The organism is Duganella sp. (genome assembly GCF_039595735.1).
Lineage (GTDB): Bacteria > Pseudomonadota > Gammaproteobacteria > Burkholderiales > Burkholderiaceae_D > Rugamonas.
Map to the genome: position 1 here is coordinate 85,873 of NZ_JBCNLB010000018.1, position 15,350 is coordinate 101,222.

Annotated in this window: 12 protein-coding genes; 7 read left to right on the plus strand and 5 right to left on the minus strand. The window is 65.2% G+C overall.

Annotated elements, in window-relative coordinates; translation table 11 throughout:
• The first annotated feature begins 133 nt into the window (after nt 1-133).
• Nucleotides 134-2,044 (plus strand): SurA N-terminal domain-containing protein, encoded by a 1,911-nt coding sequence (locus ABDW57_RS23435; RefSeq protein ID WP_343732554.1) that lies wholly within the window; start codon nt 134-136, stop codon nt 2,042-2,044.
• A gap of 91 nt (nt 2,045-2,135) precedes the next feature.
• Here the strand turns inward: ABDW57_RS23435 and mnmH are convergent, their stop codons facing one another.
• Both mnmH and ABDW57_RS23445 read right to left on the minus strand, forming a co-directional pair.
• Nucleotides 2,136-3,191, minus strand: coding sequence for a tRNA 2-selenouridine(34) synthase MnmH (gene mnmH / locus ABDW57_RS23440; RefSeq protein WP_343732555.1), 1,056 nt, complete (start codon nt 3,189-3,191; stop codon nt 2,136-2,138).
• Nucleotides 3,188-3,826 carry an arylesterase gene (locus ABDW57_RS23445; RefSeq protein WP_343732556.1) on the minus strand — a complete coding sequence of 213 codons (639 nt, stop codon included), beginning with the start codon at nt 3,824-3,826 and terminating at the stop codon, nt 3,188-3,190. The genes mnmH and ABDW57_RS23445 overlap by 4 nt, the downstream gene beginning before the upstream one ends.
• A 31-nt stretch (nt 3,827-3,857) precedes the next feature.
• Between ABDW57_RS23445 and ABDW57_RS23450 the strand changes: the two genes are divergently transcribed.
• On the plus strand, nt 3,858-4,574 hold the full coding sequence (locus ABDW57_RS23450) for an ABC transporter ATP-binding protein (RefSeq protein WP_343732585.1): 717 nt from the start codon (nt 3,858-3,860) through the stop codon (nt 4,572-4,574).
• Nucleotides 4,575-4,660: 86 nt separating this feature from the next.
• Here the strand turns inward: ABDW57_RS23450 and ABDW57_RS23455 are convergent, their stop codons facing one another.
• Nucleotides 4,661-6,166 (minus strand): NAD(P)H-hydrate dehydratase, encoded by a 1,506-nt coding sequence (locus ABDW57_RS23455; protein WP_343732557.1) that lies wholly within the window; start codon nt 6,164-6,166, stop codon nt 4,661-4,663.
• Between the two features lie 95 nt (nt 6,167-6,261).
• Here ABDW57_RS23455 and ABDW57_RS23460 point away from each other — a divergent pair, with 95 nt between their 5' ends.
• The 5 genes from ABDW57_RS23460 (at nt 6,262) to ABDW57_RS23480 (ending at nt 12,024) form a co-directional block, all read left to right on the plus strand.
• Nucleotides 6,262-9,858, plus strand: a complete 3,597-nt coding sequence (locus ABDW57_RS23460) for a hydantoinase B/oxoprolinase family protein (RefSeq protein WP_343732558.1) — start codon at nt 6,262-6,264, stop codon at nt 9,856-9,858.
• A 36-nt stretch (nt 9,859-9,894) separates the two neighbouring features.
• A complete protein-coding gene (locus ABDW57_RS23465; RefSeq protein WP_343732559.1) occupies nt 9,895-10,107 on the plus strand; it encodes a helix-turn-helix domain-containing protein in 213 nt (70 codons plus the stop codon).
• Nucleotides 10,108-10,120: 13 nt separating this feature from the next.
• Nucleotides 10,121-10,777 (plus strand): Clp protease N-terminal domain-containing protein, encoded by a 657-nt coding sequence (locus ABDW57_RS23470; RefSeq protein ID WP_343732560.1) that lies wholly within the window; start codon nt 10,121-10,123, stop codon nt 10,775-10,777.
• A gap of 113 nt (nt 10,778-10,890) precedes the next feature.
• Nucleotides 10,891-11,031 carry a hypothetical protein gene (locus ABDW57_RS23475; protein WP_343732561.1) on the plus strand — a complete coding sequence of 47 codons (141 nt, stop codon included), beginning with the start codon at nt 10,891-10,893 and terminating at the stop codon, nt 11,029-11,031.
• 3 nt (nt 11,032-11,034) lie between these two features.
• On the plus strand, nt 11,035-12,024 hold the full coding sequence (locus tag ABDW57_RS23480) for a TraB/GumN family protein (RefSeq protein WP_343732562.1): 990 nt from the start codon (nt 11,035-11,037) through the stop codon (nt 12,022-12,024).
• 3 nt (nt 12,025-12,027) lie between these two features.
• Here the strand turns inward: ABDW57_RS23480 and ABDW57_RS23485 are convergent, their stop codons facing one another.
• On the minus strand, nt 12,028-13,665 hold the full coding sequence (locus ABDW57_RS23485) for a response regulator (RefSeq protein ID WP_343732563.1): 1,638 nt from the start codon (nt 13,663-13,665) through the stop codon (nt 12,028-12,030).
• On the minus strand, nt 13,665-15,320 hold the full coding sequence (locus ABDW57_RS23490) for a tetratricopeptide repeat protein (protein ID WP_343732564.1): 1,656 nt from the start codon (nt 15,318-15,320) through the stop codon (nt 13,665-13,667). Before ABDW57_RS23490 ends, ABDW57_RS23485 begins: the two co-directional genes overlap by 1 nt.
• Nucleotides 15,321-15,350: the final 30 nt, after the last annotated feature.

Genomic DNA, 15,350 nt, shown 5'->3' on the forward strand with positions numbered 1-15,350 from the left:
CAACATGGCCGTTTTGCCAAGGATTACCCTTGCTATAGAGGGGTGTGCACTGTAAAATCCGGCAACCGGAATTGGCGAACGCGAGTTCGCCTTTTTTGTATGTGCAAGCCCCATCAATCCGAATTGGCAGACCATGTTTGAATTTATTCGTACCCATCAACGCTTGATGCAGATTTTCCTGGCCATCATCATCGTGCCATCGTTTGCATTTGTCGGTATCGGCAGTTACAAGAGCTTTGGCGATGACGCCGGCACCATCGCCAAAATCGATGGCAAGCCGCTGACCCAGCTGGAATTCGACAACGCCGTGCGCACCCGCCTGGACGAGTATCGCCAGCGCCTGGGCGCACAGTTCGACCAGAAGATGTTTGACACCCCCGAGTTCAAGCAAAACGTGCTGGACCAGCTGATCGCCCAGCGCGCCATCGCCGCTGAAGTGATCCATTCCAACCTGAACGTGACCGATGCCCAGCTGCAAAAAACCATCATCGACCAGTTCGGCGGTCCGGGCAACTTCAACAAGGAAACCTACATCCAGGTGCTGGCCGCGCAAGGCATGAAGCCGACCGACTACGACGCCCGCCTGCGCCGCGACCTGGCCCTGCAGCAGCTGGCCGTCGCCATCGAAGGCACTGGCTTCGCGCCGCGCTCGGTGGCCAGGTCGCTGTCGGACATCGCCGCCCAGGAGCGCGAAGTGCAGGAACTGCTGCTGCCGGTGGCCGACTTCGTGCCGCAGGTGAAAGTGACCGACGAAATGGTCAAGGCCTTCTACGACAAGAACGCCAGGCAGTTCGAAGTGCCGGAGCAGGCCAGGATCGAGTATGTGGTGTTCAACAACGACGCCGTGCTGAGCCAGGTGAACGTGACGGACGCCGAAGTGTCGGACTACTACACCAAGAACACCGCGCAATTCACCACGCCGGAAACCCGCCGCGCCAGCCACATCCTGATCGCCCTGAAGAAAGGCGCCAGCGCCGCTGACACCGTGGCCGCCAAGGCCAAGGCGGAAGCCATCGTGGCCGAACTGCGCAAGAATCCGGGCGACTTCGCCAAGGTCGCCAAAGCCAAGTCGGAAGACCCAGGCTCGGCCGAGCAGGGTGGCGATCTGGGCGTGATCGAAAAAGGCCTGCTGGTGGCGCCGGTGGAAAATGCCATCAACAAGCTGAAGCAAGGCGAGATCAGCGATGCCGTGCAGTCGGAATTCGGCTTCCACGTGCTGACCGTGACGGAACTGAAGCCAGCTGTGGTCAAGCCGCTGGACGCGGTGAAAGCCGACGTGGCCGACCTGCTGAAAAAGCAGAAAGCCTCGAAAAAGTACTCGGAAATGGCCGAGACCTTCACCAACACCGTCTACGAGCAATCGGACAGCCTGAAGCCAGTGGCGGACAAGCTGGGTCTGAAGATCGAGACCGCCGCCAATGTATCGCGCAATCCGTCGCCTGCCGCTGGCGCCGCGCCGTACAACAACGCCAAGTTCCTGGCCGCGCTGTTCTCGAACGACTCGCTGACCAGCAAGCGCAACACCGAAGCGGTGGAGACCGCGCCTAGCACCCTGGTGGCCGGCCGTATCGTCGAGTTCAAGCCTGCCACCAAGCGTCCGCTGGCGGAAGTTGATGCGCAGATCCGTCAGCGCGTGACTATCGAGGAAGCGGCCAAGCTGGCGGTCAAGGCCGGTGAAGAGAAGCTGGCTGCGTTCAAGAAGTCGGGCGATGCCACCGGTTTCGGCGCGGCCAAGCTGGTTTCGCGCTCCAAGCCTGAAGGCATCAATGGCCTGGCCATGCAGTCGATCATGAAGGCCGACACCACCAAGCTGCCAGCTTACGTGGGCGTGGACGTGCCGGGTGTGGGCTACGGCCTGTACCGCATCGCCAAGGTGCAGCAGCCTGCGCAGGTCGATGAGGCGCAGCGCAAGCAGGAAGCGGAACAGATCGGCAATCTCATTGCCCAGCAGGAAATGGCGCAGTACGTCGAATTGCTGAAGCAAAAGGCCAAAGTGAAAGTTCTGAAGCCGATTACGAGCACCACCGTCACCGAAGTGAAGTAACCCATCGTTCCGGCGCAGGCTGGAACCTATAGAACGCATATGCTGTGTTAATGCATGCGTTCCATGGGTTCCGGCCTGCGCCGGAACGACATTATGCGGTGTGCAGCGTGCGCGCCGCGGCGGCGAAGGCCGCGTCGCTGATATCGTCCAATTGCAGCGGCAGGGCTTGCGCGTATTTGCTGAAGTTGCGATCGATCGAGCGCAGGTAGGCAGGGTCGTAATGCTGCGCCAACAACTCATCCACCAACTCAGGCATCCGGCCGGCTTGCGACATGGCTTGCCAGTGCGTGATCTTCTCGCGGCCATGCAGCTGCACCAGATGCTCCAGCTGTGCGTTCAAGGTGTCCGGGCTGACCAGGAAGTGCTGGTAATCTTCCATCAGCAAGCGCACGCGATCCGGGCGCGACAGCGTCAACGCGATGCAGTCGGAAGCGCGCATGGTGTCCATCAGCGCGGCCGGCACGCGCAGGTTGCCAACCTTCTTGCTTTCCGCTTCCACAAACACCGGGCGTGCCGGATCGAAGCGGCGCAGCGCATCCCAGATCAGCGTTTCAAAGGCTTTCTGGCTGGGCTGCGGCTGGCTGGGCAGGTGGCCCAGCACCGAGCCGCGATGCGCGGCCAGTTGTTCCAGGTCCAGCACTTGCGCGCCGTGCGCGGCCAGCACCTCCAGCAGACGGCTCTTGCCGCTGCCGGTGGTGCCGCACACCACCTTGAACTGTAATGCCGGCGCCTGCTCCAGCGCGGCGTTCACTTCCTGCCGGAACGCTTTGTAGCCGCCTTCCAGCTGCACCACCGGCCAGCCGATCTTGGCCAGGATGTGCGCCATCGAGCCGCTGCGGTTGCCGCCGCGCCAGCAGTAGACCAGCGGCCGCCATTCGCGCGGCTGCTCCAGCCACAGTTCCTCAATATATTTCGCGATGTTTTTGGCCACCAGGGCCGCGCCTACCTTCTTGGCCTCAAACGCGCCGATCTGCTTGTACATGGTGCCGACGCGGATGCGCTGCTCGTCATCCAGCACCGGTGCGTTGATGGCGCCGGGCAGGTGGTCGAGCGCGAACTCGCCGGGACTGCGCGCATCGATGATGGCGTCGAAGGTGTCAAGTTGGGACAGCACCTGGTCGATGCTCAGTATTTCTGGGTACTTCATTTTGCCTTCAGGGTTTTTTGCAGGGTGGGCCAGATATTGGCCAGGATAATCGGATGGGCCTCGGCCAGCGGGTGCAGGCGGTCGGGCTGGAACAGTTGCGGCTTCTCGGCCACGCCGTCGAGCATGAAAGGCACCAGCGGCGCCTTGATTTCCCTGCTCAGCGTGCCATACATGGCAAAGAATTTGTCGGCGTAGTCGCGGCCGTAGTTGGGCGGCATGCGCATGCCGATCAGCATCACTTTAGCGTCGGCCCTGGCGGCGGCATCGCTCATGGCGCGCAGATTGGCCTGGGCGGCGGCCACCGGCAGGCCGCGCAGGCCGTCGTTGGCGCCCAGTTCGATCACCACCAGGTCGGGCTTGTATTTGGTCAGCAGGGCCGGCAGGCGCGAGCGGCCGCCGCTGGTGGTCTCGCCGCTGACGCTGGCGTTGACCACCACCGCGTCGATGTTATTCTGCTTGAGTTTTTGCTCAGCCAGGGCCACCCAGCCGGTGCCGCGCGCCAGACCGTACTCGGCTGACAAACTATCCCCGAGCACAAGCACGGTTTTTGGTGCAGAATAGGCGCTCGCCGCTGCCGAGAACAAGAGCAGGGTGGCCAGAACTTTTACAGATAAACGATAAACTATATTCAGCATGCCCGATTTTCCTAATGCGTCCACTCATTTCATGCCGGATGGTCCGGCCCTGGCAGCGTCGTCGCCCGCGGCCACAACGTCCGTGCAGCCAGCCATTGCCGTCAGCGGCCTGGCCAAGCGCGTGGCCGACGCCAGCGGCGAACTGACCATTTTGCACGAGGTGGATTTTACCGTGCAAAAGGCAGAGACGCTGGCAATCGTTGGCGCCTCCGGCTCGGGCAAGTCCACTTTGCTGGGTCTGCTGGCCGGGCTGGATACGCCCAGCGCCGGCAAAGTGGTGCTGGACGGTGTAGACATTTATGCACTGGATGAAGACGGCCGCGCCGCCCTGCGCAAGGCAAAGCTGGGTTTTGTGTTCCAGTCGTTCCAGCTGCTGGCGCATTTGACCGCGCTGGAAAACGTCATGCTGCCGCTGGAGCTGGCCGGCGTGCCGCAGGCGCGTGAGCGGGCCGAGGCCATGCTGGCGCGTGTGGGGCTGTCGAGCCGTCTGAAGCATTATCCGAAATATTTGTCGGGCGGCGAGCAGCAGCGGGTGGCGCTGGCGCGTGCCTTTGTGACCGAGCCGCCGCTGCTGTTTGCCGACGAGCCGACCGGCAGCCTGGATGCCGCCACCGGCGAAGCCGTGATTCAGCTGATGTTTGAACTCAACCGCCAGCACGGTTCGACGCTGGTGCTGGTTACGCACGATCAGGCCATGGCCGCGCGCTGCGGCCGCACCATCACCATCGCTGCCGGCCGTCTGGTCTGATGCCCGTCATCCCGGCGCAGGCCGGGATCCATGCTGAGCGGGATTGCACACGTTCCATGGGCGCCGGCCTGCGCCGGAGCGGCGTGCTAGCGGCCGTGGTGCTGGACCATGCGGTTCAGCGCCACGCGGATGGCGGGAATCAGTTCGCTGGCGGTGAGGCCGATCGGGCCGCTGCCCTCGGTTACCAGCACGTCCGCCGCCATCCCATGCAGCCAGACCGCCGCCAATGCCGCTTCCCACTGCGGCCAGCCTTGCGCCAGTAGCGCGCCGCACAGACCCGCCAGCACATCGCCGGTGCCGGCGGTCGCCAGCGCCGGGTTGCCGGTGGTGTTGATGACGGCATTGCCGTTGGGCGCCGCAATCACCGTTCCCGATCCTTTCAGAATCACCACCGCATGCAGGCGTGCGGCCAGCGTGCGCGCGGCTGCCAGCCGGTCAGCCTGCACGGCGGCGATGGTGCCGCCCAACAGGCGCGCCGCTTCCAGTGGATGCGGCGTCAGCACCACCGCAGCCGGGCGCTGTGCCATCGCGCCTTGCAAAGCCGGATCGGTGGCCAGCAGATTGAGCGCATCGGCATCGGCCAGCAGCGCGCTGCCGCAGCCGATCGCGCGCGCCAGCAAGTCGTGCGCGTGGCGCGCGCCGCCCAGGCCGGGGCCAATCACCAGCGTGGCCTGGCTGAAATCAAAATCATCGGCCGGGCGGCACATCAGCTCCGGCTGCCCCGGATCGCTGGCCAGGGCGTCCTCCGCGAACAAGGCGTAGACGCGGCCGGCGCCGCTGTTGAGCGCCGCGCGCGCAGCCAGGATCGGTGCGCCGCTCATGCCGCGCGCACCGCCGATCACCGCGACGTTGCCGTAACTGCCTTTGTGCGAATTGTGGCGCCGTGCGCGCAGATGGCGCGCAAAGAACTTCACATCGTTCAGGTGCAGCGCGCTGGGCGCGTAGTGGGCGGCGTCGATGTCGAGCCGCGCCACGTCCACCAGCCCGGCGTAATCGCGGCCGTCGCAGGTGTGCAGGCCCGGCTTGTTGCCGATGAAGGTGATGGTGTGGGTGGCGTGGATGGCAATGCCATTCGGTCCCACCACGGTGCCGGTGTCGGCGTCCAGCCCGCTGGGAATGTCCAGCGCCAGCACCGTGCAGCGCAACTGGTTGATGGTCTCGGCCAGCGTGCGGTAGGGGCCGTCCAGCGGGCGCTTCAGGCCGATGCCGAACAGGCCGTCCAGCACCAGGTTCCAGTCCGTGCCGGCGATGTCGGCATCGTCCCACTCGCGGAAGCGGGCGTCGCTCACCTTGGCGCGCTGCAGCGCTTCCACCCGCTCCGGCGACGGCGTGCCGCTGGGGGCGAAATGGATCAGCGTGACCTGGGCGCCGGTGAACGAGATATGCGCCGCCGCTTCCAGCGCGTCGCCGCCATTGTCGCCGGGACCTGCCAGCACCAGCACGCGCGCCTTGGCGGTGGCGAAGGGCATCAGATCCAGCGCGGCATTGGCGCTGGCCTGGCCGGCGCGCTGCATCAGCGCGCCCGGCGGCAGCACGGCGGCTGCGGCGCGCTCGATGGCGCGGATCTCGGCAACGGAATAGAGGGGATTCATGGTGTCATTCTAGCATCTAAATTTCTGCGCGGGCGGCTGGTGCGAGGCCCACCGGCGGCACTACAATAGACGCTTCATCACAAGTCGAGGCACGCATGGATTGGCAATTCTGGATAGACCGGGGCGGTACGTTCACCGACATCGTGGCGCGCGCGCCCGATGGCCGGCTACGCACGCTCAAGCTGCTGTCCGAGAATCCTGAACATTACGCCGATGCGGCGATCGCCGGCATCCGCCAGCTGATGGGCGTGGCCAAGGGCAAGCCGATTCCGGTGGCACAGATCGGCGCGGTGAAGATGGGCACCACGGTAGCCACCAACGCGCTGCTGGAGCGCAAGGGTGAACCGACCGCGCTGGCCATCACGCGTGGCTTCCGCGATGCGCTGCGCATCGCTTACCAGAACCGTCCGCGCCTGTTCGACCGCCGCATCCTGCTGCCGGAGCTGTTATACAGCCACGTGATCGAAATCGACGAACGGGTCGGCGCGCATGGCGAAACCGTGACCGCGCTCGATTTGACCGCGGCCCGCGCCGGCCTGGCGCACGCTTACGACATGGGTTTGCGCTCGCTGGCGATCGTCTTCATGCACGGCTATCGCTACCACGCGCACGAGACCAAGGTGGCCGACCTGGCGCGCGAGATGGGCTTTACGCAGGTCTCGGTGTCGCACGAAATCAGCCCGATGATGAAGCTGGTGGCGCGCGGCGATACCACTGTGGTCGATGCCTACCTGTCGCCGATCCTGCGCCGCTACGTCGATCAGGTGGCGCAGGAGCTGCCGGGCGTGAATCTGCAGTTCATGCAATCCAACGGCGGCCTGACCGATGCGCGCGCCTTCCAGGGCAAGGACTCGATTCTGAGCGGCCCCGCCGGCGGTATTGTCGGCATGGTGCGCGCGTCGCGGCTGGCCGGTTTCGACAAGGTGATCGGCTTTGACATGGGCGGCACCTCGACCGACGTGTCGCACTTCTCCGGCGAATTTGAACGCGTGTTTGAGACCCAGGTGGCGGGCGTGCGCATGCGCGCGCCGATGATGAGCATTCATACCGTGGCCGCCGGCGGCGGCTCCATCCTGCACTTCGACGGCAGCCGTTATCGCGTGGGACCGGACAGCGCGGGCGCCAATCCCGGCCCGGCCAGTTACCGCCGCGGCGGGCCGCTGGCGGTCACCGACTGCAACGTCATGCTGGGCAAAATCCAGCCGCAGCACTTCCCGCAGCTGTTCGGCGCGGACGGCAAGCAGGCGCTGGACGCCGCCACCGTGCGCCAGCGCTTCAGCGAGATGGCCGCGCAGATCGCCGCCGCCACCGGCAAGGAGACCACGCCGGAGCAGGTGGCGGAAGGCTTTCTTGATATCGCGGTCGGCAATATGGCCAACGCCATCAAGCAGATTTCCGTGCAGCGCGGCCATGACGTGACCGAGTACGCGCTGACCAGCTTTGGCGGCGCCGGTGGCCAGCACGCCTGCCTGGTGGCCGATGCGCTGGGCATGAAAACGGTGTTCGTGCATTCGCTGGCGGGCGTGATGTCGGCCTACGGCATGGGCCTGGCCGACCAGACGGCGATGCGCGAGGCCGCCGTCGAGCTGCGCCTGAGCGAAGCGGCGTTGCCCGAACTGGAGGCGCGCCTGCATGCGCTGGGCCGGCAGGCGCGCGCCGATCTGCATCACCAGCAGGTGGAGGACGCGCGCATCTCGCTGATCCGCCGCGTGCACCTGCGCTACGAGGGCACGGATACCGCGCTGATTGTGGTGTTCGATACGCTGGACAGCATGCAGCAGCAGTTTGAGGCCGCGTATCGCAAGCGCTATTCCTTCCTGATGCCGGCGCGTGCGTTGATCGTGGAGGCGGTGTCGGTGGAAGCCATCGGCAAGTCGGATGCGCCGACGGAAGCCGTGGAGCCGGCACCGCGCCGTCTGTCCGGCCTGATGCCGCATGCGGTGGTGCCGATGTACACCGGCGGCAAATGGCGCCAGACCAGTTTGTATCAGCGCTCCGCCACGCGCATCGGCGACATCGTCAAAGGCCCGGCGATTATCGCGGAGGCCAACGCCACCACCATCGTGGAAGCGGGCTGGCAGGCCGAGGTGACGCTGCACGATCATCTGGTGCTGCGCCGCGTGGCCGCGCTGCCGGAGCGTCGTGCCATCGGCACCACGGCCGATCCGGTGATGCTGGAGATCTTCAACAATCTGTTCATGTCGATCGCCGAGCAAATGGGGCTGCGCCTGCAGAACACCGCCTATTCGGTCAACATCAAGGAGCGGCTGGACTTCAGCTGCGCCATCTTCGACGCCGCTGGCAACCTGATTGCCAACGCGCCGCACATGCCGGTGCATCTTGGCTCGATGGGCGAGAGCATCAAGACCGTGATGCGTGAGAACGCTAGCCGCATGCGCGCCGGCGACGTGTTCATGCTGAACGATCCTTACCACGGCGGCACGCACCTGCCGGACGTGACGGTGATTACGCCGGTGTTTGACCAGGCTGGCGCGCAGATCCTGTTCTACGTCGGCTCGCGCGGCCACCATGCGGACATCGGCGGCACCACGCCCGGTTCGATGCCGCCGGATTCGCGCGTGATCGAGGAAGAGGGCGTGTTAATCAATAACTTCAAGCTGGTCGATGGCGGCCAGTTGCTGGAGGCTGAAACGCGCGCGCTGCTGGCCGGCGCCCAGTACCCGGCGCGCAATCCGGACCAGAACATGGCCGACCTGCGCGCGCAAATCGCCGCCAATCAGAAGGGCGTCGATGAGCTGCACAAGATGGTGGCGCATTTCGGCCTGGACGTGGTGCAGGCCTACATGGGCCACGTGCAGGATAACGCCGAGGAAGCGGTGCGGCGTGTGATCAGCGCCTTGAAGGATGGCGCGTTCACGCTGCCGCTCGATAACGGCGCGCAGATTCAGGTGACGGTGCGTGTCGATCAGGCCGCGCGCAGCGCGGAGATTGATTTCACCGGCACCTCGGCGCAACTGGACAACAACTTCAACGCGCCGTCGGCGGTGTGCATGGCGGCGGTGCTGTATGTGTTCCGCACGCTGGTGGATGATGAGATTCCGCTGAACGCCGGCTGCCTCAAGCCGTTGAAGGTGCTGATCCCGCAGGGCTCGATGCTGAATCCGCACTATCCGGCCTCGGTGGTGTCGGGCAATGTGGAGACATCCACCTGCATCACCAACGCGCTGTTCGGCGCGCTGGGCGTGATGGCGGCGGCGCAGGGCACGATGAACAATTTCACCTTCGGGAACGAGAAGTATCAGTACTACGAAACCATCAGCGGCGGCTCCGGCGCCGGCGATGGCTTCGACGGTACCAGCGTGGTGCAGACCAATATGACCAACTCGCGCCTGACTGATCCGGAAATACTGGAGTTCCGCTTCCCGGTGCGGCTGGACAGCTACGAAATCCGCCAGGGCAGCGGCGGGGCGGGGCGCTGGCATGGCGGTAACGGCGGCGTGCGCAAGGTGCGCTTCCTGGAGCCGATGACGGCGGCCATCCTGTCCAACAACCGCATTCATGCGCCATTTGGCATGGCCGGCGGTGAGCCGGGCGCCCTGGGCCGCAACAGCGTGCAGCGCGCCGATGGCCGCGTCGAGGTGCTGGGCCACATCGGCAAGACCGATATGCAGCCGGGCGATGTGTTCATCATCGAGACGCCGGGCGGCGGTGGATTTGGTTCGTCAACTTAAGTTGACAATTCCGGGTTCGTCAATTAAAGTTGACGCATGACTGATCTCCATCACCTGAAGATTCCCGACGAACCCGGCGACGCCATGGCGGCGGCGCTGGCCTTGCGCGAGCTGGCCGACCAGATCGAGCGCAAGGCCGTCAGGCAGGCGTTGGCAGACGGTTGGACCTGGGCCCAGATCGCTGAAGCACTTGGCGTCAGCAAGCAAGCCGCCCATAAAAAGCACGCAGCGAATCTGGCGCGCGGCTGACCGGAGATCAACGATGTTTGCAAAACTGAAGCAACGCTGGCAGGACACACGCACCATCATGAAATTGTCGCTGGACGCGGAGCAGCGTGCCTTGCAGGAAGGGCAGCAGCACCCTGGCGCCGAGCACTACACGCTGGCCGCGCTGGACCTGCCCGACGGCAGCGCGCGCCGCGTCTTCGCGCGCATCGGCGCCGACCCAGAGGCTTACCGCGCGGCTCTGGCCAACCGCCACGCGGCCGCCCTCAACGCGATTGGCGTTGCCGCCCCGGGGGCGGATGCAGCCAGTGCCGCCTCAGGCCACCATACACGTGCCGCAGCCGACCAAGCCAGTGCCGCCTCCGGCCACGATGCGCATGCCTCAGCCGACGCGGCCAGTGCCGCCGCTGTGGACGGCGTGCCGTTCACGCCGTCCAGGCGCGCCGATGGCGCTGCCCCGCTGGCCGAGCCCACGGTGCTGTTTGATGCCCAACCTTCCGGGCAAGCGCTGATGCAAAGCCTGCCCGAGCTGCAGCGCCGCCTGCCGGCCCCGCTGTGCGGCGCGCATGTGCTGCTGGCCGCCGCCAGCATGGCGCACAGCGCCGCCGGCCGCGCCTTCAAGGCCATCGGCATCGACCTGCAAGCCCTGGGGCGCGCCGCCGAAGCCGAACTGCGCGCCGCCATCCCCGCCTGAGCAGCTCACCTCGCGATACCCCAGGTGCCGGAATCCGCTACCCCGGATTCCCGCCTTGCCGGTGTCCCGTCTGCACCGTAGAGTTGAATTTTTCACAGGCCGGGAACCACATCATGCGAACGTTACTGAGGATCTTCCGCTCCCACAGCTCGCCGCGCGCCGCCATCATCTCGGCCTTCGCCTTGTGCGGCCTGTATTTCGCCTCCTGGTATCTCATCAGCCACTACCTGACCGCCGGCCTGATCGGCTTCTGAACCATGCGCCTGCTTGCCGCCTGTTGCCTGATACTTCCACTCACCACCGCATTCGCCCAGACCGAAGAAGCGGCCCAGCCCGAACAGGCGCAGGAGACTGTCCTGCTGGTCGGTCAGCGGCCCGGCCCCGGGCTGTGGAAAGTCAGCAAGGGCGACCACGTGCTGTGGATCTTCGGCACCTATTCGCCGCTGCCGAAGAAAATGGAATGGCGTTCGCAGCAGGTGGAATCCATCCTCGCCGAGAGCCAGGAATACATCGGCCAGCCCGGCGCCTCGGCCCACGTCGGTTTCTTCCGTGGCCTGACCATGCTGCCCAGCCTGATGAGCATGAAAAAGAATCCCGACGGCGCCAAACTGCAGGACGTGCTGCCGGCCGACGTCTACGCACGCTGGAAGCCGCTCAAAGCCAAATACATCGGTGACAACGACGAGATCGAGGAAGAGCGCCCGCTGTTCGTGGCCGAAGCCCTGTACAGCGCCGGCCTGAAGCAAGCCGGCCTGACCAAAGGCGAGGAAGTGCAAAAGAAAATCGCCGGCATCGTCAAGCAGCGCAAGATCAAATCCACCAGCACCGTCATTGAGCTGGAAATGGACGACCCGTCGCGCATCCTGAAAGACTTCAAGAAATCGCAGATGGCCGATACCGCCTGTTTCGACAAAACGCTGGCGCGCCTGGAAACTGACATCGACGCCATGCGCGTGCGCGCCAACGCCTGGGCCAAGGGCGATCTGGAAGCGATCCAGAAGCTCAGCTATCCGGATCAGGAAACCGAATGTGCGGATGCGGTGGGGAAGGCGGATTTCGTCAAGAACGCGCCCGGCTTCCAGAACGTCAGGCAGCGCGTCCGCGACGGCTGGCTGGTGGCCGCCGAGCGGGCGCTGAACAACAACGCCGTCACCTTTGCCACGCTGCGCCTGTCGCAAATCCTGGCGCAGGACGGCTACCTGGCCGCGCTCAAGGCCAAGGGCTATCAGGTCGACAGCCCGGAATAAGTCTTAAGCCACCACCGAGATACCGTACTTGCGCTGGGTGTGCTGGTATTGCGCCAGCAGGGTTTCCAGCGACGGATGATCGGGGTCCAGCCGGCGCATGCGCTCCAGCAGGAACAGGCACTGCTCGGCCAGCGGCGCCTCCCAGCCCAGGTCGTCCAGCTGCTTGAGCATGGCCGAGGCCGCGGCCGGCAGCAGCGCCAGATTGCCAGGCGCCTTGCGCAAGCCCGCATTCAAGGTATCGACCGCCGCCCGCAGATCGCCGTGCGCGCGCTGCTCGCTGGCGTGCGCGATCAGCTCGTCCACCTGAATCTTGATCTGCTCGCCCATGCCTTGCGCCAGATCGTGGCGCCCGGCTTTCTCGAACACCTGCACCGCGTCGTCCATGGAGACGCCGCTTTCGGTATCGTTCATCAGGTTCAGCATCAGATCGGACGCCTGCTGGTCCAGCTTGATGTTGAGGCAGCTGTGCACCAGCCCGATCTTCAAGCCGGTCGACAGGCCGCGGCTGCCGGCCACCGCGTTCACCGCATTGGTCAGCTCGGCGGCGGCGCCGCTCAGGTTGCCGGCCATTTCCTGCACCAGCCCGGCCGCAATCGCGCGGCAGACGTCGACGTTGGGGCCGCTGCGCAGCGAGCGTTCCATGTCGCGCAGCACGCCGCTGGCCTGGTTGGCATCGCCTTTCTTGACCAGCGTTTTCACCAGCTTGACGTGATCCTCCGGATCGCGGAATTCCGAATACTTGGCCTTGGCCACCACCTGCTTGAAGGCTTTTTCGGCCACGCCGACATCACCGGTTTCAAACGCCACCTCGCCCAGATGGCGCAGCCGGCCAACCATGTGCGGCGAGATCGACACCGCATCTTCCAGAATCTTCTTGGCCGCTTCCTGCTGCCCCATGGCCTCGTGCGTGCGCGCCAGCAGATCGTAGGCCGCCATGTAGCGCGGATTCTGCTCCAGCAGCGCCTCCAGCGTCTCCTGGGTTTCCAGATACTTCTGCTGTCCAAACAGGCAGCGGGCCAGTCCCAGATGGGCCCAGGCGACCGGCTTGGTCATCAGGATCCACTGATACACCATTTCCGCCTCGGCCAGCTCTTCCAGCGATACCAGCAATTCGGCGCGCAGACGGGCGAAATCGACGGCGTAGCGTTGGTTTTTCTCCTCGGCGGCCTTGGCTTCGGCAATCGCCTTGCGCGGATTGCCCAGTTCAACCAGCTGATACACCGGCATGAACACCTGGCGCCGGTCCACCGCCTTGCGGATGCGCTGCAGCAGCGAATCGACAGTGAAGGGCTTGAGCACGTAATCGGTCGGGGTCAGCTCGGCGGCGCCGATCACTTTGCTGTACACGCCTTCCGAGGTCAGCATGATGAAAATCGTCCACGGCGCGATCAGCTTATGGAGGCGCAGATCTTCCAGCAATTGCTGGCCGTCCTGGCCGCTGTCGCCGGCACTGCTGCCCAGGTCGTACTCGCACAGCACCACGTCGTAGCTTTTCTTGTTGATCTGGCGGATCGCGGTGCCAGCGCTGACGGCGTCGTCAATGTTGGTGATCCCGGCCTGGACCAGCATATTGCGCAGGTTGCCGCGCATGCTTTGGTTCGGGTCCACCAGCAGGACGGAGAGGGCGGCGTAATCGGACATCAGGAGCTTTCTGCCGAGGTAGGCGTTGGGTTGGCGGCGGCCTTCTGGCGCAGCGAGGCGTATTGTGCCAGCAAACCGGGCAGCAATGGGTGCTGGGGATTGTGCTCCCGCATGTGGCGCATCAGGCCGGCGCACTGGGCGGCCAGTCCGGCGTCCCAGCCCAGTTCGGCAATCTGGCGCAGCATGGTGGTGACGCTGACTGACCACAGGCCGGTGTGGGCCGGGTAGCGCTGCAACGCATCCTGCAAGGCCGCCACGGCGCCGCGGATATCGCCGGTGCGGGCCAGCACGGCCGCCTCGCGCACCACCGCGTCCACCGCCTGTTCCTGGCTCAGGGTGTAGCGTTTGACGATGTCCTGCCGGCCGGCCTGCTTGCACAGCGAGATCACCTGCGCGGCATCGACCTCGCTGTGCGGGCTGGCGATCAACTGGTCAAACAGGGCGGCGGCCTGTTCGTCCAGGCGGTTGGTCAGGCAGCTGTGCGCCAGGCCCAGCTTGAAGTTGCTGGACATGCCGGTGGCTTCGGCCAGCTTGTCCATGGCCTTGGCCAGCTCGGCGGCGGCGCCATCGGCATCGCCGTTGAGCTGCTTGATCATGGAAGCAGCGTAACCGCGGCACACATCCACGCTGGGCGTGCTGCGCATCGAACGTTCGAGGTCGCGCACCACGCTGGCCGCGCCCGCCGCGTCACCCTTGTGGACCAGCGCCCGCACCAGGTTGACATGGTCGGCCGGATCGCGGAATTCCGAGTATTTGGCCTTGGCCACCACCTGTTTGTAGGCTTTTTCGGCGCCGGCGACATCGCCGGTGGCCAGCGCCACGTCGCCCAGGTTGCGCAGGCGGCGCACCATGTGCGGCGACAGGGCCACCGCATCTTCCAGTACCTGGCGGGCGTCGGCGTCCTGGTCCTGCTCGCGCAGCAATTGCGCCAGCAGGTCGTAGGCGGCCATGAATTTGGGATTGTCTTCCAGCAGCTGGCGCAACTGCTGCTCGGCGTCGGCCAGCTTGCCCAGCCCGTAGAGGGCGCGCGCCAGACCCAGTTGCGCCCAGCCCAGCGGCTTGATCCTGAGGATGTCGGCATAAGCCTGTTCGGCCTCGGCGTGACGCTCCAGGCTGGCCAGCAGTTCGGCCCGCAGGCGGGCGTAATCAGTGGCGTAGCGCGGCTGGGTGGCCTGGTTGGCGACACAGGTATCGATGGCCTCGCGTGCGCGGCCCTGGCCAATCAGCTGGTACACCGGCTGGAACACGGCGCGCCGTTCCAGCGCGCGGCCGATGCGCTGCGACAGCACATCCACCGTGAACGGCTTGAGGATGTAGTCAGTCGGCAGCAGTTCGGCGGCGCTGACCACCTTGCCGTACACGCCTTCCGAGGTCAGCATCACGAAAATGGCCCACGGGCTGATCACCTTGTGGTGGCGCAGGTCTTCCAGCAGTTGCTGGCCGTCCTGGCCGGCGCCATCGCCGCTGGTGCCGAGGTCGTATTCGCACAGGATGACGTCGTAGGCGCGGCTGCTCAGCGCGCGGATGGCGGTGGCCGCGCTGACCGCGTGGTCGACCTTGGTGATGTTCACCTGGGTCAGCATATTGTGCACGCTGGCGCGCATGCTCTGGTTCGGGTCGACGATCAGGACCGACAGGTTGCGATAGTCATGCATGGCTTGCTCTCTGGAGGCCGGCTACTTTCG